Source organism: uncultured Aquitalea sp., assembly GCF_945957525.1.
Classification (GTDB): Bacteria; Pseudomonadota; Gammaproteobacteria; order Burkholderiales; family Chromobacteriaceae; genus Aquitalea.
Genome location: NZ_CAMFLA010000003.1, coordinates 268,270 through 291,606 on the forward strand (window position 1 = coordinate 268,270; position 23,337 = coordinate 291,606).

General features: G+C 58.9%; 22 protein-coding genes. 12 read left to right on the top strand and 10 right to left on the bottom strand.

Annotation, left to right across the window (positions count from 1 at the left end):
* Positions 1 to 9: 9 nt before the first annotated feature.
* From Q0P52_RS04675 to Q0P52_RS04715, 9 genes are read right to left on the bottom strand one after another with little or no spacing between them, the layout of a single operon-like run.
* Positions 10 to 831, bottom strand: a complete 822-nt coding sequence (locus tag Q0P52_RS04675) for a uracil-DNA glycosylase (protein ID WP_293764936.1) — start codon at positions 829 to 831, stop codon at positions 10 to 12.
* Positions 828 to 1,271 carry a ribosomal protein S18-alanine N-acetyltransferase gene (gene rimI, locus Q0P52_RS04680; RefSeq protein ID WP_293764935.1) on the bottom strand — a complete coding sequence of 148 codons (444 nt, stop codon included), beginning with the start codon at positions 1,269 to 1,271 and terminating at the stop codon, positions 828 to 830. The genes Q0P52_RS04675 and rimI overlap by 4 nt, the downstream gene beginning before the upstream one ends.
* Entirely contained in the window at positions 1,268 to 1,933 is a 666-nt protein-coding gene (gene tsaB, locus Q0P52_RS04685) for a tRNA (adenosine(37)-N6)-threonylcarbamoyltransferase complex dimerization subunit type 1 TsaB (RefSeq protein ID WP_293764934.1), read from the bottom strand. Before tsaB ends, rimI begins: the two co-directional genes overlap by 4 nt.
* Positions 1,934 to 1,969: 36 nt before the next feature.
* The gene (locus tag Q0P52_RS04690; protein WP_293764933.1) at positions 1,970 to 3,193 is read right to left on the bottom strand and encodes an EAL domain-containing protein; all 1,224 of its coding nucleotides are present in this window, start codon (positions 3,191 to 3,193) and stop codon (positions 1,970 to 1,972) included.
* 21 nt (positions 3,194 to 3,214) lie between these two features.
* Positions 3,215 to 5,116, bottom strand: a complete 1,902-nt coding sequence (locus Q0P52_RS04695; protein ID WP_293764932.1) for a chemotaxis protein CheA — start codon at positions 5,114 to 5,116, stop codon at positions 3,215 to 3,217.
* A 42-nt stretch (positions 5,117 to 5,158) separates the two neighbouring features.
* A complete protein-coding gene (gene cheZ / locus Q0P52_RS04700; RefSeq protein WP_293764931.1) occupies positions 5,159 to 5,905 on the bottom strand; it encodes a protein phosphatase CheZ in 747 nt (248 codons plus the stop codon).
* A gap of 52 nt (positions 5,906 to 5,957) precedes the next feature.
* Positions 5,958 to 6,347 (bottom strand): chemotaxis response regulator CheY, encoded by a 390-nt coding sequence (gene cheY, locus Q0P52_RS04705; protein WP_293764930.1) that lies wholly within the window; start codon positions 6,345 to 6,347, stop codon positions 5,958 to 5,960.
* Between the two features lie 49 nt (positions 6,348 to 6,396).
* Complete coding sequence (locus Q0P52_RS04710) at positions 6,397 to 7,335, bottom strand: chemotaxis protein (protein ID WP_293764929.1); 939 nt, start codon at positions 7,333 to 7,335, stop codon at positions 6,397 to 6,399.
* A gap of 30 nt (positions 7,336 to 7,365) precedes the next feature.
* A complete protein-coding gene (locus Q0P52_RS04715) occupies positions 7,366 to 8,316 on the bottom strand; it encodes a chemotaxis protein (RefSeq protein ID WP_293764928.1) in 951 nt (316 codons plus the stop codon).
* A 275-nt stretch (positions 8,317 to 8,591) separates the two neighbouring features.
* Between Q0P52_RS04715 and Q0P52_RS04720 the strand changes: the two genes are divergently transcribed.
* From Q0P52_RS04720 to cheD, 10 genes are all read left to right on the top strand, one after another.
* Positions 8,592 to 9,695 carry a PAS domain-containing sensor histidine kinase gene (locus tag Q0P52_RS04720; protein WP_293764927.1) on the top strand — a complete coding sequence of 368 codons (1,104 nt, stop codon included), beginning with the start codon at positions 8,592 to 8,594 and terminating at the stop codon, positions 9,693 to 9,695.
* Positions 9,692 to 10,000: an STAS domain-containing protein gene (locus tag Q0P52_RS04725; RefSeq protein WP_293764926.1), complete on the top strand. Its 309-nt coding sequence runs from the start codon at positions 9,692 to 9,694 to the stop codon at positions 9,998 to 10,000. Before Q0P52_RS04720 ends, Q0P52_RS04725 begins: the two co-directional genes overlap by 4 nt.
* A gap of 396 nt (positions 10,001 to 10,396) precedes the next feature.
* On the top strand, positions 10,397 to 11,452 hold the full coding sequence (locus tag Q0P52_RS04730) for a methyl-accepting chemotaxis protein (protein ID WP_293764925.1): 1,056 nt from the start codon (positions 10,397 to 10,399) through the stop codon (positions 11,450 to 11,452).
* A 30-nt stretch (positions 11,453 to 11,482) separates the two neighbouring features.
* Complete coding sequence (locus Q0P52_RS04735; RefSeq protein ID WP_293764924.1) at positions 11,483 to 11,848, top strand: response regulator; 366 nt, start codon at positions 11,483 to 11,485, stop codon at positions 11,846 to 11,848.
* Positions 11,849 to 11,947: 99 nt separating this feature from the next.
* Positions 11,948 to 14,164 carry a chemotaxis protein CheW gene (locus tag Q0P52_RS04740; protein WP_293764923.1) on the top strand — a complete coding sequence of 739 codons (2,217 nt, stop codon included), beginning with the start codon at positions 11,948 to 11,950 and terminating at the stop codon, positions 14,162 to 14,164.
* 11 nt (positions 14,165 to 14,175) lie between these two features.
* Entirely contained in the window at positions 14,176 to 14,676 is a 501-nt protein-coding gene (locus Q0P52_RS04745) for a chemotaxis protein CheW (RefSeq protein ID WP_293764922.1), read from the top strand.
* 40 nt (positions 14,677 to 14,716) lie between these two features.
* Complete coding sequence (locus tag Q0P52_RS19330; protein WP_366061811.1) at positions 14,717 to 17,485, top strand: methyl-accepting chemotaxis protein; 2,769 nt, start codon at positions 14,717 to 14,719, stop codon at positions 17,483 to 17,485.
* Between the two features lie 14 nt (positions 17,486 to 17,499).
* Entirely contained in the window at positions 17,500 to 18,333 is an 834-nt protein-coding gene (locus Q0P52_RS04760) for a CheR family methyltransferase (protein WP_293764921.1), read from the top strand.
* Complete coding sequence (locus Q0P52_RS04765) at positions 18,326 to 19,414, top strand: chemotaxis response regulator protein-glutamate methylesterase (RefSeq protein WP_293764920.1); 1,089 nt, start codon at positions 18,326 to 18,328, stop codon at positions 19,412 to 19,414. The genes Q0P52_RS04760 and Q0P52_RS04765 overlap by 8 nt, the downstream gene beginning before the upstream one ends.
* On the top strand, positions 19,411 to 20,016 hold the full coding sequence (cheD, locus tag Q0P52_RS04770) for a chemoreceptor glutamine deamidase CheD (RefSeq protein WP_293764919.1): 606 nt from the start codon (positions 19,411 to 19,413) through the stop codon (positions 20,014 to 20,016). Before Q0P52_RS04765 ends, cheD begins: the two co-directional genes overlap by 4 nt.
* 121 nt (positions 20,017 to 20,137) lie before the next feature.
* Here cheD and fdxA read toward each other — a convergent pair whose 3' ends face one another.
* On the bottom strand, positions 20,138 to 20,461 hold the full coding sequence (fdxA, locus tag Q0P52_RS04775) for a ferredoxin FdxA (RefSeq protein WP_293764918.1): 324 nt from the start codon (positions 20,459 to 20,461) through the stop codon (positions 20,138 to 20,140).
* A 125-nt stretch (positions 20,462 to 20,586) separates the two neighbouring features.
* On the opposite strand from fdxA, the gene gluQRS reads away from it, so the two are divergent.
* On the top strand, positions 20,587 to 21,474 hold the full coding sequence (gluQRS, locus tag Q0P52_RS04780) for a tRNA glutamyl-Q(34) synthetase GluQRS (protein WP_293764917.1): 888 nt from the start codon (positions 20,587 to 20,589) through the stop codon (positions 21,472 to 21,474).
* A gap of 394 nt (positions 21,475 to 21,868) precedes the next feature.
* Positions 21,869 to 23,197 (top strand): amino acid permease, encoded by a 1,329-nt coding sequence (locus tag Q0P52_RS04785; RefSeq protein WP_293764916.1) that lies wholly within the window; start codon positions 21,869 to 21,871, stop codon positions 23,195 to 23,197.
* The last annotated feature ends 140 nt before the right edge of the window (positions 23,198 to 23,337 follow it).

A 23,337-nucleotide genomic window follows, 5' to 3' on the forward strand; every position in this document is an offset into this window, starting at 1 on the left:
TTGAGAGGTTCAGCGCGAAATGGCGGCGAACTGCCGCTTGGCGAACACCATGTCTTGCCAGGCTTTTGCTTTGTCCGGCAGGGTGCGCAGCAGGTAGGCGGGGTGATAGGTGGCGATCAGCGGCGTGCCGCGATAGTCGTGCAGTTTGCCGCGTAGTTGGCCGATGGGGCGGTCTGTTTGCAGCAGTGTTTGCACGGCGAAACGGCCCAGCGCCAGAATCAGTGTGGGCTGAATGTGGGCAATCTGCTGATGCAGGTAGCCCTCGCAGGCCAGTATTTCATCCGGTGTGGGGTTGCGATTGCCGGGTGGGCGGCACTTGAGCACGTTGGCGATGTAGACATCCGTATCGCGATCCAAACCGGTGGCGGCGAGCAGGTTGTCCAATAGTTGCCCGGCCTTGCCTACGAAAGGCTGTCCTTGTCTGTCCTCATGTTCGCCTGGCGCTTCACCAATCAATAGCCAGCGCGCCTTGGGGTTGCCGCGACCAAATACTGTCTGGGTGCGGGTTTTGCATAGCCCGCACTTCTCGCAAGCGGCAACGGCCTGTTGCAGTGCTTCCCAGTCCAGTTCGCTTGCCGGCGGGACAGGGGCGGGCGTGGCAGCCTCTACGGGTGGAGCGAGGTTGGCCGAAGGCTGGGATGCGGCGGTCTCCCGCTTTGGGTCTGCTGTTGCGACAAGCGGGGTTGTTACGGGGGCGTCCGCCACATCGCCTTGTTCTTCAAACTGCTGCTGCGTCTGGCGCAGGGCGGGGTGGTCGGCAAACCATTCACCGCGGGGCTGCCAGATTGGCCCCAGACCCATTTGCTGGCGCAGGAAGTCCGTCCGGCTCATAAGTTGGCCTCCATCAGAATGGCGTCTTCCCTTTCACCTTGACCTGCCGGGTAGTAACGCTTGCGTCGCCCGCATTCGGTAAAACCCAGGCTGGAATAAAGCTTGTGTGCGGGCTGATTGCTTTCACGCACTTCCAGAAGCAGCCGGCTGATGCCGCGCAGACGCAATGCGTGCATTGTGCCCTGCAGGAGAGCTTTGCCAAGCCCCTGGCTCTGCTTGTCCTTGGCGATGAAAATGTTCAGCAATTCCGCTTCGCCTGCCACCGGCATGATGATGGCGATGCCTGTCTCGGCAGCTTCGTGCAGCGCATAGAACCAGTGCCCGGCGGCAAGGGAGTCGCCATACTGCTGTGAGCTCCAGAAGTGCGGCGTAGCAAGACTCTCTTGCTGACTGAGCCAGTCAGGGTTGATGCGCTCTGTCAGTTGAACGACGCTGCTCATGCTTTGCGGGCCTGTTGCTCGGCGGAGGTGAGCGCTACCTTGTTGCGGATGTAGAGCAGTTCAGCTTCGCGCGGGTGGCGGCGAGGATATCGGCCGCTTTGCGCCAGGCCAAGGTAGGCGCGTGCGTGCGGCGGCACATCTGCCAGGATCTGGATTCCTGCTCGCTGCGGCAGTAATTGCGGGTAGTTGGCTAGCGCGTCTCCAACGGCACAGTCCACGCCGGGTGGAAGGCTGATTTCGTGAGGATCGGACAAGTGGATGTCTGACAGGCGTTCCAGCTGCTTGTCCTGGCGGCGGTAGTGCGCCCAGTAAACTTGCTGCATGCGGGCATCCACGCAAACCAGCATCTCCCCTTCCGGCGCTTGGACTGCAATGGCATCCAGCGTAGGGATGGCAATCAGCGGCAGGTCGGCCGAAAAGGCCAGCCCTTGTGCCAGTCCGCAGCCGATGCGAAGGCCAGTGAAAGAGCCGGGGCCCTGGCCGAATACGATCGCATCAAGGCTGGTCAGGGACATGCCGGCTTCGGCCAACAATCGACCAATGGCCGGCAGCGTTTGCTCCGCGTGTTTTTGACCTGCAAGCTGGTGATAGTCCAGTATGTCGTCCCCGGTTTGCAGGGCAATTGACAGGTAGTTACTGGATGTATCGAGAGCAAGCATCATGGTGGTGGCACATCGGGGCGGAAATGGAACCCTGCATTATAAGCCGAGATCCTCCACCCAGGCGAGGGCGGCCAGATGGGCCTGGTTGAGCTGATCTGGGCTAAGCCCGGCTTTTTCCGCCAGTGCTTGCACGCCATCCAGCTCGTCGTGCTCGCAGGTGGTGGCCAGCTTGAGCAGCAAACCCATTTCTCCATTGTGGTGGAGCAGGGCGTCGATCAGGCTTTGCGGCAGCTGGATATGCTCCATGATGTTAGCCATGGGCATGTCGAACAGGACATCGAGCAGGCTGAACATGCCGGTAACGAAGAGGTTGTCGCAGGTGTCGTGGGGAAGGTGCAACTCTTGCCCCAGTAGCTCCATGAAACGCCCGCGCGTCACCGCGGTTTTCTGCAGCGCGGGCGGTACATGACCATCATCAGAGCCGGTCACCAGCAGCAAGGTGAGCCAGCGGTAGAGCTTCTGGTAACCCAATACCGTTACTGCGTGACTGAAGGAACTGATGGTGGTGTTCAGGCCGGCGGCGGCGGAGTTGACGTAACGCAGCAGCTTGTAAGACAGGGCAACGTCGCGTTTCAGGATTTGCTCAACCTGACGGAGATCCGCGTCCATGCGCAGCAAGTTCAGCAGCTCAAGCGCATTGCTGAACGTGGGATGGATCACGCGCGCGGATAAGGTTTCCGGCTTGGCGAAATAGTAGCCCTGGAAACCGTCCAGCCCCAGTTCTTTGCACAGGTGGTATTGCTCATGGCTTTCCACCCGCTCCGCTATGCGGATTACAGGGTAGCTGCGCAACCGGGCAGCCAGAACCTGGAATGCGTTGGCATCATGATTCTGGATGTCCAGTTTTACGTAGTTGGCAAACTCAAGGAACGCAGCCGATTGCGCGTCAAAGGAGAAGTCGTCCAGCGCAATGCCAAAGCCGAGCGAGCGCAGATGCCTCGCCCGCGACAGCAACTCATTGCTCGGACTGATGCGCGGCGCGATATCCAGAATTACTCGCCGCGGAGGGAGCAGTTCGAGGAAGTCGCTGGTCAGCATGGCTTCGCCCACATTGATGAAGGCCAGCTTGTTGCCGATGAGCCAGCTGGTCCCCATGTTGTTCAATGTATTGACGAGTACCTGCGTATCGGCTTGCAGTTCGCTGTGGGGGCCAACGGCATTGGCTTCGTCGCTTGCACGAAAAAGCAGCTCATATCCAATGAGCTGCTGGTTGCGGTTCAGAACCGGTTGTCTGCCAATGAAGGCACTCAGAGAAGTCATTCACCCGCCTGATTATGTTTCTTATATGGAAATCAGCTCCGAAGTCTTGACGTTGCCGGAAGTGCCATCGCTTGCGGATAGCAGGTCTTCCATGTCGAGCACCAGGACTACGGAGCCGTCGCCGGATAGCGTGGCGCCGGCCACGCCTTTCGGGCGGATATTCTGCAAGGGTTTGATTACCACGTCATCACGGCCAACGAAGGAATCGATGGCCAGGATGAAGGATTTCTCGGCGGATTGCATCAGTACGCCGAAATAGGGTTTCTGCGTCGGCGCCCAGCCAAGCAGCCCAGCCAGCGTTTTGAGCGGCAGGATTTCGTCGCGCACCACGATGGTGGGTTTGCCGGATACTTCTTGCACGGCATTTGGATCGATGGTGATGATTTCACGCACCATGGCAAGCGGGACGGCAAACGGCTGATTGCAGGCGCGAACCACCAGAACAGGCAGAATGGCCAGCGTCAGCGGCAAGGAGATGCTGATGCGGGTGCCTTCGCCGGGAATGGAGTTGATGTCGATGCGGCCATTCAACTTCTGGATATTGGTGCGTACCACATCCATGCCTACGCCACGGCCGGACACGCTGGAAATTTGGTCCTTGGTGGAGAAGCCCGGCATGAAGATCAGTTGCAGGCACTGCTTCTCGTCCAGGCCATTGGCCGTCTCCTGGTCGATCAGGCCCTTCTCGATCGCCTTGCGACGCAGAGCGTCCGGATTCATGCCTTTGCCGTCGTCGGTGATCTCAATGAGGATGTGATCGCCTACCTGTTCGGCAGTCAGCTGAATGAGCGATTGTGGCTTCTTGCCGGAAGCAATGCGATCTTCGGGCGATTCAACGCCGTGATCCACTGCGTTGCGCACCAAGTGAACGAGCGGATCGTTCAGGTCCTCGATCATGGTTTTGTCGAGTTCGGTTTCTTCGCCGGACAACACCAGTTCTACTTCTTTGCCCAGTTGGCGGGCGAGGTCGCGCGCCAAACGAGGATATTTCTGGAACAGGCGGCCGATCGGCTGCATGCGAGTCTTCATGACCGCGTTCTGCAGGTCGCCCACCAGCAAATCCAGCTGGCTGATAGCTTCGTCCAGAGAACGCAAGGTGTTGCCGTCGCGATTGCCTTGCAGGATTTCCGTGCGGAGCGTGGTGAGGCGGTTTTTGGTCAGGCCGATTTCGCCGGACAGGTTGAGCACCATGTCCAAGCGCACCGTGTCGATACGGATGGTGTTTTCTTGCGGACCGCTACTGTTGCCTGAACTCTGGCTGGTTGGCTTGTTGGTAACGGCTGGCTTTGCCACTGGGCGTGGAGCCGGTGCGGCTTCGACGACGGGAGCGGCCGCCGGCACCGGCGCTGCGACGACTTGCGGCGCGGCAGGCGCAGAGGCCGGGGCTGTCGGGACGGAGGGCTGGGAAACAGATGAAACAGCTCGATGAAGGGCGTGCCAATCGGGGCCGTCCTGCTTGGCGGGTTCAGCCGCAGCTTGAGGTGCGGCAGCTGCCGGCGTGGCTGGCGCTGCCGTTGGCTTGTCCAGCGTTTCGCCTGCCAGTACGGCATCTAGTGCAGCCAGTAGTGCCGGGTCGGCATCCGCGGCCATCAAGCCCTGGCTGAGCGTGCCAAACATATCGCGGACAACGGCGGTGGCGTCCAGAATCACGTCCATGACTTCGGAGGTGATATGAAGTTCGCCATTGCGCAACTTGTCGAAAAGGTTTTCGGTGCGATGGCATAGCGTGACCATCGGCCCTACATTCAGGAAGCCCGCGCCGCCCTTGATGGTGTGGAAGCCCCGGAAAATGTCATTCAACAAGGCTTTGTCTTCAGGGCGTTTCTCCAGCTCCACCAGTTTGTTGTCGACGTCGGACAACAGGTCGGTGGACTCCATCAAAAAGTCCTGCAGCAATTCTTCCATGCCGGCAAATTCGCTCATCTCATCACCCCGCTATCCCGTACTGCATTGACTGCTTATTGTTCAGAAACCCAAGCTTTCCAGCAGGTCGTCCACCTGTTGCTGGCTGGTGACGACATCGCCGCGACCTTCAGGATTGACCACCGGGCCATTGAGCAGCGGATCGATTTCCGCTTTTTTCGTGCCGGGTGAGAATTCGATCAGGAAGGTAACCAGTTCGGTTTCCAGCAACTTGACCATTCCCATCATTTTCTTGATGACCTGGCCGGTGAGGTCCTGGAAGTCCTGCGCCATGACGATTTCCAGCAACTGGGTGTTGGTAGCTTGCGTTTGCTGGGGAACATTGGCCAGGTACTGTCGGGTGTCGTCCGCCAGTTTTTTGAATTCTTCAACCGAAAGCTGATTGGCGTAGAGCTGATTCCAGCGGTCGCCCAATCCTTTGGCCGAGGCCTCCATGGCATCTTGCAAGGGCTTGGCCAGATCGGTGGCGTTCAAGACGCGTTCCGCAGCGTTTTCAGTCAGCGTGGCGATATAGCCAAGCCTGTCCTTGGCGTCGGGGATGGCTTCGGCCACTTTTTCCAGCGACTTGTCGTAACCCATGTCGCGCAGCATGTCGTGCAGGCGACGCGTAAGTTGGCCGATTTGTTCATACATGACTGCGGGGCTGACGTCTTCAGGCAGAGACGGTGCCGCGCTATTGCTGTCCGCAGGCTGAGCCGCTTCGGGCTCCACGGCCTGCTGGGTGGCGATGCTGTCAAACAGGGCTTCGAGTTCCGGCGAGTCTCCGCTCTCCAAGATGTGATCCGGCACGATAGCTTCTCCTCAATGCTGACTTTATGCAGTATGGCTCGTGTTGATCCGCCTATTTGTTCAGGGTCTGGAAGATTTTGTTGAGTTTTTCTTCCAGAGTGGCGGCCGTGAACGGCTTGACGATGTAGCCGCTGGCGCCGGCCATGGCTGCTTCAATGATGTTTTCTCGTTTGGCTTCGGCGGTGATCATCATGAAAGGCAAGTGCTTGATTTGCTGATCCGCGCGAACCGCTCTCAGCAGCTCGATGCCAGTCATGTTGGGCATGTTCCAGTCGGAAACGATAAAGTCGAAATGCTGGGTTTTCAGCTTGTGCAGTGCCACTTGTCCGTCTTCGGCTTCGTCGACATTGGTGAAACCCAGTTCTTTCAACAGGTTGCGGACAATCCTTCTCATCGTGGAGAAGTCGTCCACAACCAAGAAGCGCATATTCTTGTCTGCCATCTAGGTGTGTCCTGAGTGTTCGGTGTCCTGAAGGGGCTGATTGTAACGGCTACCTTTGCAGGAAAGGAATCAAAGTTTCCGCCAGGATCGCCGGATCGAATTTGGCGACGTACGCGTCAACCCCAACGCTGGAACCCATGGCTTTGTTCGCATTGGAAGAGAGCGAGGAATGCATGATAACCGGGATGCCTCTGAAGCGGACATCGGATTTGATGAGTTTGGTCAAGACATAACCATCCATCTCGGGCATTTCAGCATCAACCAGAATCAGCTTAAGGTAGTCGTGCAGGCATTCGTCTTCTCCGAAACTACGACTGGCGAGCACCTGCAGGCGGTCCCATGCTTCGCGGCCATTGGTGGCCTGCTGGAATTTGAGGCCCATTTTTTCCAGTACACTGGTGATTTCCTTGCGGGCGACCACGGAGTCGTCCACAAAGAAAATGTACTGGTCGCTTTCCAGTTGCGCTCCTGGAATATCCGGCATGCGCGGCTCACCAACAACGGTGGCCAGGATCTGTTCTACATCAAGAATGGAAACCAGCTTTCCGTCTTCCAGTTCGGTAATGGCGGTGATCAGGTTCTGATTGGCGCCGGTGCTCATCATGTTTTCCGGAGCGCGAACGCGATCCCAATCAACACGGATGATGCGATCAACGGAGTCAACCAGAAACGCCTGCGTGCTCTTGTTGAATTCAGTCACGATCATGGTGTCGAATTTTCGACCGGACTGCTCCGAGCCCACGAATCGGGCAAGCGAAATCACCGGGATGATATTGCCGCGCAAGGACAGCACGCCTTCCACACCGAAAGGCATGTTGGGCGTTTTGGTGATGGCCGGCGTCTGGGAGACTTCCCTTACCTTGAAAACATTGATGCCGAAGGTTTCGCGTGTGCCAAGCGAAAACAGCAGGATTTCCATCTTGTTGGAGCCTGCCAGCTTGGTGCGCGCATCTACACTGGCGAGCAAGGATGCATCGGTTGCAGACATGTCTTGGTCCCTCTCCCTGATTCTTGGGGCTTATTTCTTTTCAAGCTTCAGCATTTCCCGCAGTTTCATGGCGAGTTTTTGTGCTTCAAACTTGGATACGTATTCGTCAACGCCCACGGACTGACCGAGCTTCTGGTTTGAGGAGCCGGACAGGGAGGAGTGCATCAGCACGGGAATGCCTGCGAAGCGCGGGTCGCTCTTGACCATCTTGGTGAGCATGTAGCCATCCATTTCGGGCATTTCCACGTCGGTCAGAATCAGATGCAGGGTCTGGTTGAGCTGTCGGCCCGCCAAGTCGGCTTGCGCCGCCATTTTTTGCAGGTCTTCCCAAGCGCGCATGCCGTTGATGGCATAGCTGTATTTGACTTGCATGGCGTCAAGAGTGCGTTCGATCTGCTTGCGGGCGACGGCGGAGTCGTCCGTGAAGTAGATCATGCGCTCTTCCTTGACCGGCTCGATGTTGAGGAACTCGTGGGAGTCGTCGGTGAGTGAGGTTTCGGCCAACACCTTTTCCACGTCCATCATCATCACCAGGGTACCGTTGTCCAGCTCGGTAACGGCAGTGACCAAGCCGGCCATGCGGTTGGTGATCATGTCCGGCGGCACGCGCATGGCGGACCAGTCAAGGCGGAGGATGGTGTCAACGGCTTCGACCAGGAAGCCTTGGGTATGACCGTTGTACTCGGTCACAATCATGATTTCAGGTTTGTTGCTGGTGACGATGCCCGCGTACTTGGCCAGATCGATGACCGGAACCAGCGCGCCGCGCAAACTGACCATGCCTTCCACGGAGGACGGCATTTCCGGAGCCGACGTGATTTCCGGGGTGCGCATTACTTCGCGCACCTTGAACACGTTGATGCCAAAGATCTCTTTCCGCCCGGTACGCTGATCATGCCCCAGCGAGAACAGCAGAATCTCCAGCTTGTTTGTCCCGGCCAGTTTGGTTCTGGCGTCGATTTTTTTTAGAAGTTCTGACACAAGAAACCTCCGCTACATCGTTGTTGTGGCGTATTACTCCCGTTGTATACGCCAATTATTCATTTTGCCCAGCTTTCTTTCGCGCTGTTTTGGTACAGATCAGTCTCAAGTTGGCTTGGCCCAAGCTTCCTCATTATCATACTGTTTAAGTGAATTTTACAAATAAGTCGCCAGGCATGAGTAGAACTACATCAAACCTGAAAGATCAGGCGCAGCTTGAGGCGGCTTTCGAGCAGTTCAATACCGTCTCCAGCCAGCTCATCGAGGCCTATCGCTTGCTGGAAGCGCAGGTGAATGTGCTCAATGCCCAGCTGGATGAGGCTAACAACCAATTGCGAAAGCAACGTGACGCCAACGCTGAGTTGGCCGAAAGGCTGGGGATGCTGCTGGAAGCCTTGCCAGCCGGTGTTTTGCAGTTGGATGCGCATGGGGTCGTGTCGTCGCAGAATCCGGCAGCGGAGACCTTGCTGGGGCCGGTTGCCCCGACAGCTCTCTGGCGGGATGTCATGGCCGGGTGGGAGCCGGCTGAGGCGGATGGTACTTATTTCCCGACGGCGGCTGATGGAGGGGAGCGGTTGTTGCTTTCCGTGCAGTATCAGGACTTGCCCGCATCCGGTGGCCGTATTGTGCTGCTGCATGATGTCAGTCGCTTGCATCAATTGACTGTCGAACTGGCACACCAACAAAAACTGGCGGCCATGGGCGGCATGGCGGCGTCGCTGGCGCACCAGCTACGGACGCCGCTTGCGACAGCCATGCTTTATACGGCCAACCTGCGGCAAGAGGGTTTGCGACCCGAGGAAAGAGCCAAGTTCGTCGACAAGAGCCTGGCCCGCCTCAAGGCGTTGGAAGGGCTGATTCAAAACATGCTGAGCTTTGTGCGCGGGCAGGTTGGCGAGTTGGAAGTGTTGGATGTGGGGCAGTTGGTGGAGGAAATGACAGCAACGTTTTTACCGCAATGTCATGAAAAAGGCATGCGCTGGGATTGTCATGTCGAACTTTCATCTGCCATAACGGTATTGGGAGATCGCAAAGCGGTTCAGGGCGCTTTGTTGAGCTTGCTGGAGAACGCCTTGTATTTTTCTCCGCCGCAAGGCCGTGTCGGGCTTGCCGTGAGCAGCGACGCCGGCAGGGTTCATTTCAGGGTGGAAGATGATGGTTGCGGTTTGCAGGGAGCGCCGGTTGAGAAACTGTTTGAGCCGTTCTACACGACCCGAGCCGGCGGTACGGGTTTGGGCTTGTCCATTGTCAAGAAGGTGATGGATGAGCTAGGCGGCAGTGTTGCCGGCGGCGACAAGCCGGATGGCGGCGCATGGTTTGAGATGAGCCTGCCTTGCCGGCAGGCTGAAAGCGCGGGAACAACAAGAGAGGGCACATGATGAAACCGGTAGTCAAAGTGGATGGCAGCGTAGGCAAATTGGTACTGGTGGGACAGTTTGATTTCAATCTGCACAAGGACTTCCGTCTGGCTAGCCAGGAGTTGCTGGACAACCCCGCCGTGCAGGAAATCCAGGTAGATTTCGACCAAGTGCCGTTTTTGGACAGCTCTGCACTGGGCATGCTTTTGCTGCTCAAGGAGCGTGCTACTAGTCAGAAGAAGGCTATGACGCTGGTCAATTGCAGGGATACGGTATTGCAGGTTCTGGAAATTGCCTGTTTCAATAAAATGTTTACGATAAAATAACGATTTGGCGAAAAGTGGCCAATGTTAAGCCAATGTCGTTTTTTACAATTGATGAAGGGATTTATCGTTTCACTGTTGTGACCTGAGATGATTGTTGGGCCCTTTCCGGCCAGCTTAATGAACAGTAAGCCGCAACTATCTGCTAACGATGCATGTGTTGTCGCGTGGCCAGGGCGTTACTGCGGGAGGATGCCAGTAAAAATTTGCGATTGCCCTTGAATTACGATCGATTTTGGCGGATGACAAGAGTAGTACATTGTCAATTTTGTCAGGACGGGCGGCATGGGCATGGTCGGCAAAAGTGAGGCAACGCAGCAAAACTTGATAGCGACGACGCTTGGGGCTACGGGCATATTGCTGCTGGCTGCATGGTGGGCTGCTCCGCCATGGAGCCTGGTGCTGATCTCGTTTGGTTTCATGGCCTGGCAGTGCTGGATTGCGCGTTCGCGAGGCGGGTTTGCCGAAGCGGAAAGCGAGGCCGAACCGGCCGGGAAAACCGGCACTGATGATGTGGATTGCGCCGGTTTTGTCCGGTTGCAGTTGCAGGAGGCGCAGGGGGAGGTGCGGCGGGTGCAAGACCTCATTCAGGAGGCTGTGCATACGCTGGTGGGAAGTTTTTCCGGTTTGTCGTCCGAGGCGGGAGAGCAACTGAGGTTGGCCGAAAGCCTGGCGCGCGGTGATGTGGGGGTGGATTCTCATCGCTTGTCTTTTTCAGGGTTTGTGACCGAGATCGCCGAAGCCATGAGCAGCTTTGTGGACAAGACGGTGGAGAACAGCCGCTTGGGCATGTTGCTGGTTGAGCAAATGGAGTTGATTGATCAGCAGGTGGACGATGTGGCTCGGCTGTTGAATGAGATTCACAACATCACCAATCAAACCAATATGCTGGCACTTAATGCTTCCATCGAGGCGGCCAGAGCTGGCGAGCTGGGGCGCGGTTTCGCGGTGGTGGCGGACGAAGTGCGCAGCCTGTCGGAGCGGACCGCCAGTTTCAACGATCAGATCCGGGATCTGACGCTCAAGGTAAAAGACTCCGTTGCCGGCGGGGAACAGCTGATTCACCAGTTGGCGTCGCAAGACATGATGTTCACCTTGCAGGCCAAGCAGAAAATGAATGACACATCGGATCGCATCGCCGCCATTGATGGCGAGATGTCGGAAGTGATCGATCGCCTGCGGGGCGGTGTGCGGCAACTGTCCGATCACGTGAGCGACGCGGTACGCTCCCTGCAGTTTCAGGACATGGTGTCGCAATTGATCAACCATGTTGCCAAGCGACTGCAGGGCGTGGAAGAGGTTGTGGCGCTGACGGGCAGTCAGGCGGAAGAGGGCTTGGGGAAGCTCGAAGTCCGGCAGGCGATGGACGAAAAAATCGCCGGCTTGCGCCAGTCCTTGTCGAAAAATCCTGTGGCCCAGGACAAGATGCAGAGCGGGAGCGTGGATCTGTTCTGAGGCCTGCTGTCTAAACAAAGCGGGAAGCACATGCCAAAAAAGATACTGACAGTCGATGACTCGGCCTCCATTCGTCAAATGGTGACCTTTACCCTTAAGAGCGCTGGCTATGAAGTAGTGGAGGCTGTGGACGGCAATAGCGGGTTGGCCCGCGCGCAGGGGGATCGCTTCGATCTGATCCTGACCGACCAGAACATGCCCGGCATGGACGGCTTGTCACTGATTCGCGCTTTGCGCAAGCTGCCGGGCTACCCGACAACTCCCATCCTCATGTTGACCACAGAGTCCGGCGATGAAATGAAGTCGCTGGGCCGGGCTGCCGGAGCTACCGGCTGGCTGGTCAAGCCTTTCGACCCGCAAAAGCTGCTTGACGTCGTCAAGCGCCTGGTGGGGTGATCTCATGTTTGCCGAAGCGCGCCGCTGGTTGGGCTGCCGCGCTCGGGGCGGGCGCTGCCGCAACCGGCGCGTTTGCCTGACTCCGGCGAAGGAGGGGACATGAGCATCGACATGACCCAGTTTCACCAAGTGTTCTTCGAAGAAACCGAAGAACACTTGGCCACAATGGAGTCCGTCTTGCTGGCCGTCGATTTGTCGGCACCTGACGATGAGGACCTCAACGCCATTTTCCGTGCCGCGCACTCCATCAAGGGCGGCGCGGCCACTTTCGGTTTTGCGGATCTCGCCGAACTCACTCATGTACTGGAAAACCTGCTGGATCGCGTGCGCAAGGGCAGCATGGCGCTTACCGCATCCATGGTGGATCTGTTCCTGACATCCAAGGACGTGTTGCAGGGCATGTTGGCGGCGCATCGCGGCGGACCGGCAGTGCCTGCCGAGCGAGTGGCCGATGTCGCCGGGCAGTTGGCTCGTCTGGCTGCTGTCGATGCCGAGGCTCCTGTTGAAGCAGCGGCGCCGGTGGCGACAGTCAGGCAGCAGCCCGAAGTCTGGACGCTGCTGATAGAGCTTGATGCCGACGAAAAGGCCGGCATCCCGGACTTGCTGGCGTCCCTCGCGACGCATGGCGCGCTGGATGTGCTGATGAAAGGCAACGAAGAAACCGCACAACCCTGGGTGGTGCGATTTACTTCTGCGCTTGGACCCGATGAGGTGAGCGAGTCGCTGGCGTTTGCCATTGCGCCGGACAAGGTGCGTATCAGTCTGGATGGCGGCGTGGAAGATGACGGCGAGTTCGGCCTGTTTCTGGACAATAGTCTTGGCAGTGGCGCGCTAGGGCCTGCGGCATCGTATGAGGATGATGGTTTTGGTTTGTTCGAGCCCTTGCCTTCTGTGGAAGCCGCCGGTTCGGTGGGGGCGCAGGAGGAGGACGGTTTCGGCCTGTTTGAGCCGCTGCCGGCAGCAGGCACGGTCGGGCAGGGCGACGTAGCGCATGAAGAGGATGGTTTCGGCCTGTTTGTGGCGGTGCCTCCTCCGCCGGCGCAAACCGCTCAGCCTGAACGCCCTGTAGCGAAGAGCGATGATATCGTTGCGCCCGCCGCCAGACCCCAGGCGGCAGAGAACTCCATTCGGGTCAATATCGAGAAGGTGGACTTGCTGCTGAATCTGGTGGGCGAGCTGGTGATTACCCAGTCCATGCTGACCCAGTCCAGCCAGGTATTGGACCCTGCCTTGCACGAGCGTTTGCTGGGCGGCATCAACGCCTTGCAGCGCAACTCCCGCGAGTTGCAAGAAGCGGTGATGTCCATCCGGATGACGCCGATCGCCTTCGTGTTCAATCGCTTTCCCCGCGTAGTGCGCGATCTTGCCGGCAAGCTGGGCAAGCAGGTAGAGCTGAAAACCGTCGGTGAAAACACCGAGCTGGACAAGGGCTTCATCGAGAAGCTGGCCGATCCGCTGACGCACTTGGTGCGCAATAGTCTGGATCATGGTATCGAATCGCCCGAGGTGCGCCTGGCCAAGGGTAAATCCGCCGCCGGACGGCTGACTTTGCGGGCGTTTCATCAAGGCGGCAGCATCGTCATTGAAGTGACTGACGACGGCGCGGGCCTGCCTCGGGAGCGCATTCTCGCCAAGGCCCGCGAGCGCGGCATGACAGTTGCCGACACCATGAGCGATGTCGAGGTATGGAATCTGATATTCGAGCCGGGCTTTTCTACTGCTGCGGAAGTGACGGATGTCTCCGGCCGGGGCGTGGGCATGGATGTGGTCAAACGCAATATCCAGAGCATGGGTGGGCGTATCGAGATTGATTCGATGCCGGATTTCGGCACCACCATGAGCATTCGCTTGCCATTGACGCTGGCCATCATGGACGGCATGTCGGTGTGCATCGGCGAGGAAACCTATGTCGTGCCGTTGTCTTTCGTGCTTGAGTCGCTGCAGCCCCAGTCTGGCGATGTGAAAACCATAGGCGGCCGCGGGCAGCTTGTGAATGTGCGTGGCCAGTACCTGCCCATTGTGGCGCTGGGCGATTATTTCGGCATCAGCGGCCATATCGCCAACCCGGAGCAGGCGATTCTGGTGATCGTGGAGTTGGCCGAAGCCCGAGTGGCGCTGATGGTGGACGACCTGATCGGGCAGCAGCAGTTTGTGGTGAAAAATCTGGAAACCAATTATCGCAAGGTGGACGGCGTGTCCGGCGCCACCATCCTGGGGGATGGGCGTGTGGCGCTCATCCTCGACATATCCACCATCGTCAGGCAGAACCAGCGCGGCGCGGCCGCCCTGAGTCAGGCCGGACTGCTTGAGCAGTGAGGGGGCGTGCAATGAGCGCGGCTGAACAGATGGACCGGCTCACGGTGGGCAATCGCAACAGTCGCGAGTTGCTGATCTTTACCGTGGGGCATGAGGAATACGGCATCGATATTCTCAAGGTGCAGGAAATACGCGGCTATGACGCGGTGACTCGCATCGCCAACGCGCCGGATTTTATCAAGGGCGTGATCAACCTGCGCGGCAGCATCGTGCCCATAGTCGACATGCGCATCAAGTTCGGCCTGGGCGAGCCGGTGTACAACCAGTTCACCGTGGTGATCATCCTGAATATTCTCCAGCGCACGGTAGGCATGGTGGTGGACGGCGTGTCGGATGTCATCCAGCTGGAGCCCGGCGATTTGCGGCCTCCGCCCGAACTGGGGGCCATGGTGGATACCGCCTATATCGAAGGCTTGGGCGCGCTGGAGGAGCGGATGGTGATCATCGTCGATATCGAGCGAATGATGAGCAGTGATGAAATGGCCCTGGTGGACGCAAGCAACCGAGGCTGACGGCAGGCAACAAGGCAAGGGAGACGGGGATATGAACAGCATGAAAATCAAACACCGGTTGCTGCTGGGTTTCGGTTTACTGGTGGCGGTGATTGTGGCCGCACTGGGCGTGGCGGTAACGCAGATTCGCGCTTTGGAGTCGAATATCGACGAAATGGCCAATGTGCATGTGCCGCGAGCGGCTTCGGCCAACAAGGTGGTGGATAACGTCAACCAGATAGCGCGCGCTACGCGCACCCTGTTGCTGACAAGCGATCCCGCCATCATCAGTGATCAGCATAATAAAATCTCCGAATCCGACGCGATCATCAAGTCCGATCTGCAAAGCCTTGCGCAAGGCATTCCGGAAGGCGGCCTGGCGCTGTTCGAGGCGGTCAAATCGATAGACGCGCAGAATCGGCAGCAAACCGCTCAGTTGAATCAATTGCTGGCGGACGGCAAGAACGATGAGGCAAGAGAGTTTCTCTTCAAGTCGCTGCGGGAAACACAGCTGGTGTATCTGAAGGCCATCGGCGATTACATCAGTTTTGAAGAAAGCCTCTCGAAAAAGATAGCTGAAGATACCCTGCGTCAGGCCAAAACGTCTGAACAGGAAATGCTGATGGCCATGGCGCTGGCTGTATTGATCGCGCTGATCGCAGGCTGGATGCTGACGCGCTCCATCATGCGCCAGCTGGGTGGCGAGCCTGATGTGGCGGTCAAATTGATGCAGGAGCTGGCAGAGGGCGAGGTCACCACGGAGTTGCGCGTTGCCGATGGCGATACGACCAGCCTGTTCGCCTACATGAAGCAAGCGGCGGACAAAGCAGTGGAAAACATCCGGGTGCGCAATGCGCTGGACAACTCCGCCACCAACATGATGATTGCCGACGCCGAATACAAAGTGGTGTACGCCAATCAGTCCGTGATCAATATGTTTGCCCAGGCCGAAGCCGATATCCGCAGGGATTTGCCGCAATTCTCCTCGCGGGCCTTGCTGGGCAGCAGCATTGATACCTTCCACAAAAATCCGTCTTACCAGCACAACCTGATGCAACAGCAGCGCGGCCCGCACAAGGGCACGATTATGGTGGGCGGCCGCACCTTCGGCCTGATCATGACCCCGGTGTTCGGCCGCAATGGTGACCGGCTGGGCTTTGGCGTGGAGTGGATAGACCGGACTGCGGAGCTGGCGGCCAAGTCGGCCGAAGAGGCGCGCAGCGCGGCGGAGCGGGCGCTGGCCGCGGAAAACGCCCGCATCCGCAGCGCGCTGGACAACGTTACGACCAATGTGATGATCGCCGACAACGATCGCAACATCATCTATGCCAACCATAGCGTGATGGAGATGCTGACTCACGCCGAGGCCGACTTGCGCAAGGCCCTGCCCAATTTCAGCGTGCGCGGCATGCTGGGCAGCAATATGGACATTTTTCATCGCAATCCTGCGCACCAGCGCGAGCTGCTGGCCAATCTGCGCGGCACCTATCGCGCGCAGATCGCCGTGGGCGGACGTCATTTCTCACTGGTGGCCAACCCGGTGTTCGACACCGAGGGCGTTCGTCTGGGCTCGGTGGTCGAATGGAAAGATCGCACGCTTGAGGTGGATATCGAGCAGGAAGTCGCCTCCATCGTCAATGCCGCGGCCCGCGGCGATTACAGCGTGCGCCTCAAGAGCGAGGGCAAGCAGGGTTTCTTCCTGCAACTGAGCGAGGGCATCAACCAATTGCTGGCCTCTACCAGTCAGGCGCTGGAAGACATTGCCGGCGTGCTGGGCAATCTGGCGCAGGGCGATCTGACGCATACCATCCACAACGACTACGACGGCATGCTCGGACGCCTGAAGAGCGATACCAACAGCACGGTGGACCGGCTCAAGGACATCGTACTGAACATCAAAGAGTCCACCGACGCCATCAATACGGCGTCTCAAGAGATTGCCGCCGGCAACGCCAACCTGTCCGGCCGTACGGAGCAACAGGCTGCCAGCCTGGAGGAGACAGCCTCCAGCATGGAAGAGATCACCAGCACCGTGCGCCAGAATGCCGAAAACGCCAAGAAAGCCAATTCGCTGGCCATCGGCGCGTCCGACATTGCCGCGCGCGGCGGGCGCGTGGTGGGCGATGTGGTGTCCACTATGAATGAAATCAACGACAGCGCGAAGAAAATCGTCGACATCATCAGCGTGATCGACGGCATCGCTTTCCAGACCAATATTCTGGCGCTTAACGCTGCGGTGGAAGCCGCGCGCGCCGGCGAACAGGGCCGGGGTTTCGCTGTGGTAGCCAGCGAGGTGCGCAATCTGGCGCAGCGCTCCGCCGCCGCCGCCAAGGAAATCAAGTCGCTGATCGGCAACTCGGTGGAAAAGGTGGAATCCGGCAGCCGTCTGGTTGATGAGGCGGGACGCACCATGGATGAAATCGTGGTGTCCATCCGCCGCGTCGCCGACATTATGAGCGATATTTCCGCGGCATCCATCGAGCAGAGCTCCGGCATTGAGCAGGTGAATCTTGCCGTAACGCAAATGGACGAAAACACGCAGAAGAACGCTGCGCTGGTGGAAGAGGCCGCCGCCGCCGCCGAATCGCTGGAAGAGCAGGCGCGACATTTGGCCGACGCGGTTTCCATTTTCCGGGTTGACGGTCTGGCGCATTCGCCAGCCCGACGCGCATCATCGCCGTCGACGGCGCATGGCCTTGTCAACGGAGCGCGCCATGCCTCGCCGGCGAAGGGGGTGCAGGTCAAGCCTGTTGCAGCGCGGGCCGCCATGTCGGCTGAGCGGGTGAAGCCCGCTGCTTCGCAGGGCGACGACGAGTGGGAAGAGTTCTGATTGCGGGGTGAGCGATGGCGGATCCTCGCGATCTCAAATTCACGCTGACCGATTTCCGCCGTGTCAGGAAGATGGTGTATCAGCGGGTGGGCATCGCGCTGAACGACAGCAAAACTCACATGGCGTATTCGCGGCTGGCCCGTCGGGTGCGCCAGCATGGTCTGAAGCGCTTTGCCGATTATCTGGACATGCTGGAGGGGGCTGAGGCGTCGCCGGAGTGGCAGCACTTCATCAATGCGCTAACGACCAACCTGACCGCGTTTTTCCGCGAGCCGCATCATTTCGATACTTTGAAACAGCATGCGCAAGAGCGTTTGCGCGCAGGGCGCCCCTACAATGTGTGGAGTTCGGCGTCGTCCACCGGTGAGGAGCCGTACTCCATCGCTTTGACGCTGCTGCAGGTGCCGGGAGTCTCGTTGGCCAATACCCACATCGTGGCTTCGGACATCGATACCCAAGTGCTGCAGCATGCATCGGCCGGCGTTTACGACGCAGAGCGGGTGGCGAGCCTTGCTCCGGCCTTGCTGCACCGTTTTTTCCTGCGCGGGGTAGGGCGCAATGAGGGCAAAGTGCGCCTGAAGCGGGAGTTGAGACAGTATCTGGAGTTTTACCAGTTCAATCTGGTACAGGAGAGCTGGCCGCAGATGGGACCGTTCGACGCCATCTTCTGCCGCAACGTGCTGATTTATTTCGATAAGCCGACCCAGGCGAGAATACTGCGGCAGATGGCGGAATGCCTGATGCCTGATGGCCTGCTGTTTCTGGGGCATTCGGAAAACATCCAACACATCTGCGATGCTTTCCAGCCTTGCGGCCGCACCGTTTACCGGCGGGTGAACCATGACTGACAACAAGAATACGATGGGTCAACCCAAGATTCGCATCGTGGTGGTGGACGACTCCGCCCTGATTCGCAGCCTGCTGACGACCATTATCAACGAAGCGCCGGACATGGAAGTGGTGGCCACAGCCTCCGATCCCATCGTGGCGCGTGAGCGCATCCGGGAGACCAACCCGGACATGATCACGCTGGATGTGGAGATGCCGCGCATGGACGGTATCGAATTCCTGCGCCGCTTGATGCGCCTTCGGCCAACCCCAGTGCTGATGATTTCTTCGCTGACGCAGGCCGGCTCGGAGACCACCCTGACCGCCCTGGAGCTGGGCGCGGTGGATTTCCTGCCCAAGCCGACGCTGGATGTCAGCCGTACCATGCAGACTTATGCCGACGATATCCGCGACAAGATTCGCACTGTCGCCGCAGCCCGGCTGAAGCGGCCGCTGTTGTTTCGCCAGCCGCAGTCGTCCGCGCCCAAGCTGGCCTCAACCAAGCTGGCCGGCAATGCGCTGATTGCTGTGGGCGCCTCCACCGGCGGCACCGAAGCCATCAAGGAATTTCTCTCAGGCTTACCGGCCGATTGTCCGCCAGTGCTGATCGTGCAGCACATGCCCGAGCATTTCACCCTGTCTTTCGCCAAACGGCTGGACGGCTGCAGTCCCATGGGAGTGAAGGAGGCCGAGGATGGGGAGCCGGTGTGTCGCGGCATGGCCTATATCGCGCCGGGACACTCGCACATGGTGCTGCGCAAAGGCGGGGGGGGATTCACCATCGGGCTGGAGCAGACCGATCCGGTCAATCGGCATCGCCCGGCGGTGGATGTGCTGTTTGATTCTGTTGCCCGCTACGCAGGCGCGCAGACGGTAGCGGTCATCATGACCGGCATGGGCAAGGACGGCGCGCAGGGGATGCTCCGCCTGCGCGAGGCCGGTGCGGTGACCTTTGCGCAAGATGAAGCCTCCTGCGTGGTGTACGGCATGCCGCGCGAAGCCATGCAGGTGGGGGCGGCCATGCAGGCTTACCCGCTGGAGCAACTAGCCGACAAGGTCATGGAAGCCTTGCAAGGCGGCTTTGCCCGGAGAGCGACATGAGACAGGCCGAGCAGCAGGTGGCTAATCGCTATTACGACCGTCATTTCCAGATGGAGGCGGTGAAGGTGCTGCCTGGCGAGTATTTCGCAACGCGCCAACCCTTGTTGCTGACCACCTTGCTGGGGTCTTGCGTTGCAGCCTGTCTGATGGATAGGCAGGCCGGCGTGTATGGCATGAACCATTTTCTCTTGCCGCAAGGCACCGACATGGGGGGCTCGCTGGGCGTTTCTGCCCGTTTCGGCGTGCACGCGATGGAGCTGCTCATCACGGACATGCAAAAGTTGGGTGCGCAGCGCCACCGGCTGGAGGCCAAGGTGTTTGGCGCGGGTAATGTGTTGGATGGCATGTCGGTGGTGAATATCGGCGAACGCAACACCCTGTTTGTGCGTGATTATCTACGCGGCGAGAACATCCCCATCGTGGCTGAGGATTTGCTGGGTGACTGCGCGCGCAAGGTGTTCTTCTTTCCGGATGGCGGCAAGGTACTGGTCAAAAAACTGAAGAAAACCAAGGTGCTGCTGGAGAAAGAGCAGGCCTACAGCCGCAGGCTGGATCGGGAGACCGCCAGCCAGCCTGGCGGCGATATCGACCTGTTTGTCTGAGCTGCGCCGGACGGCCCGGATTGGCAGGCGCGGGCCCGCTTTTTTGTACCCGGTTGAGGGGCTTTTACCAACGGCATGGTGATAGGGCGCAGCTTGGTCGAAGGCCGCTTGCGGCTTGGGCTTACTCTTCCAGCAACTTGCGTTTGTCCTTCACCCCAGCCCAGTCTGCATGATCCGGCAGCGGCGGCTTCTGCTCGGTAATGGCAGGCCAACGGCTGGCCAGTCTAGCGTTGAGGGCGATGTACTCTTGCTGATCGGCCGGCACGTCGTCTTCCGCGTAGATGGCGTTGACCGGACATTCCGCCACGCAGAGCGTGCAGTCGATGCATTCATCCGGTGCTATCACCAGAAAGTTGGGCCCTTCGCGAAAGCAGTCCACCGGGCAGACTTCCACGCAGTCGGTGTATTTGCATTTGACGCAGGCATCGGTTACAACGTACGCCACATTGGATCCTCCTGATGAGTGTAATAACGGATGCTGGCCAGGCAGTGTCGGGCCGGCGCCTACCGTCATTATTGATGCAGGATCATTGTTCGCCAGTGCCTTTTCATTCTTCCAGCTTTGTCGCAATGATCAATACCGCTTATCGCGGGCGTTTCGCCCCCAGCCCCACAGGACTGTTGCACGCCGGCTCGCTGACCACCGCGGTGGGCAGCTATCTGGAGGCGCGCAGCCGCGGCGGTGAATGGTGGGTGCGCATGGAGGATCTTGATCCGCCGCGTGAAGTGCCCGGCGCTGCGGATGCCATTCTGCACACACTGGAAGCCTTCGGTTTCCAGTGGGACGGCGAGATAGTGTATCAAAGCCGCCGGCATGCGCTCTATCGCGCCGCATTGCAGCAGCTGATCGAGAATGGCCGGGCTTACCCCTGCGCCTGTACCCGCAAGGAAATTGCCGCCGCAGCCGCGCGTGGGGTGGATGGTCCAGTATATCCCGGCACTTGCCGACGGGGTTTGCCCGCCGGCCGGGAAGGGCGGGCCTGGCGTCTGCGGGTGGAGGATCGCGAACTGCTGCTGCAAGACCGTTTGCAGGGCGAGTACAGGCAAAATCTGGCTCACGACACCGGCGATGTTGTCTTGCTGCGCGCCGATGGCTTCTGGGCTTATCAGCTGGCCGTGGTCGTGGATGATGCCGAGCAGGGCATGACGGATATCGTGAGGGGCGCAGATTTGCTGGTGTCCACGCCGCGTCAGCTTTGGGTACAGCAGTGCCTGGGTTTGCCGAAGCCGGGCTATTGCCATTTACCGGTGATGGTGAATGCCGATGGCGAGAAACTATCCAAGCAAACGCTGGCGCCGGCCATTGGCGAGGCGGACATCGACAGCCAGCTGAGGCTGGCGCTGATCCGGCTTGGCCATCGGCCGCCCGCGGATTGTCATGGCCGCGACGAGTTATGGCAGTGGGCGCTGGCGCACTGGTCCTTGTCGCGTGTATCTTCCGGGCCTGTGACGGTCTGACGCCCCCGCTCTGCGGTGGATCAAGCTGCAACGTCGCGCATCCTTCACGACGTTGTCCTGCCTTCTATACTGCATCTGTCCCGGCCTCCGCGCGCGAGGCTGTCTTTTCGTTTCTCTGGCACGAGTTCTTCGGTCGGATCATCATGGAGTAGTGAAAAAATCTTTTAATAACAGTTGCCTGATGCTGAGCTGTCTGGCGTATTTTCAGAGTAATCCAGCCTTGTGCAAGGATTTAACGCATGATTAATCACCGCTTTCTTGCTGCGTGATGACTTAAGGGGGACAACATGAAAAACATGTGCTTTACAAAATCACAAAATACTAATATAGTGATGTTAATACGGAACACGTTCTTTAACAGCTTCGGATTTTCGGCCTCGATGGAGATAAAACCATGAGCGAGACCAATGTGAAAAAAGCGGCGCTGGGCGTCTGGATGTGCACCGCCCTGGTGGTGGGCAACATGATCGGATCGGGCGTGTTCCTGCTTCCCGCTTCCCTTGCTCCCTACGGGGGCATGTCATTGATCGGCTGGACCGTCACGTCCGCCGGCGCCATCTGTCTGGCGCTGGTGTTCGCCAGACTGTCCGCCATGATTCCCAAAGAGGGCGGCCCTTACGCCTATATCCACGCGGGCTTCGGCGATTTTGCCGGCTTCTGGATCGCCTGGGGTTACTGGATCGCGCTGTGGGCCGGCAATGCCGCGCTGGCAGTGGCGGCCACCAGTTACATGCAGGTGTTCATCCCCTCGCTGGCGCATGACAGTTTTTCCGCCGGCCTGTTTGCAATCGGCCTCATCTGGACGGTTACCTGGATCAACAGCCGCGGCGCTCGCAGCTCGGGCATGGTGGCGGTGATTACCACGGTGCTGAAGATGCTGCCGTTGGCGGCGGTGACTTTCATCGGCTTTTTCCACATGAACATGGACAATCTGGTGTTCAACCCGCACGGCAAACCCTTGCTGAGCTCGGTATCCGCCACCATGGCGCTGACATTGTGGGCGTTTCTGGGGCTGGAATCGGCCTCGGTGCCGGCCGGCGATGTGGAAAACCCGGAACGTAACATTCCCCGGGCCACCGTCATCGGCACCTTGCTCGCTACCGCGCTTTACATCCTGTCCACGCTGTCGTTGATGGGTGTGATGTCGCCGGAGGCGCTGGCTAAGTCGGAGGCGCCGTTTGCCGACGCCGCCCGGCTGATGTGGGGCGACTGGGCTTACTTCGCGGTGGGCTTCGGCGCCATTGTTTCCTGCTTCGGCGCGCTCAACGGCTGGAGCCTGATGCAGGCGCACGTACCGCACGCCGCGGCGCAGGACAAGCTTTTCCCTCGCCGATTCGGCGAGGTCAGCAAGGCGGGGGTGCCGTTGTTCGGTCTGCTGCTCAGCAGCGGGCTGGTCACCATCCTGCTGGCGATCAAGTACGCCGGCGGCGACGGCGGGGTGAAGATTTTCGAGTTCATCATCCTGCTGGCGACAGCCACCACGCTATTGCCTTACGCCTTCTGTTCGATGGCCCTGCTGGCCATCATGCTGATGCGCAAGGGCCAGTTTTCCCGGCGCGACTTCGCCGCGCCGCTAGTGTTCTCCAGTGTGGGTTTCGCCTACTCGGTCTGGGCGCTGTACGGCTCGGGCGCAGAGGTGGTGATGTGGGGGATTGTGTTGTTGATGCTGGGGTTGCCGGTTTATGTGTGGCAGCTGAAAGAACGTTACGAGGCCGAAAACTAAAGCAAGCCTTTTGCTTTTCGTCCCTTCCCGCAGGGGAGGGGACGAGCGGAAAAAGGTTACAACATTCATCATTGAAAGGACTGCATCATGACTAAGTTTGGTGTTCATTCCGAATGTGGCAAGCTGCGCAAGGTAATGGT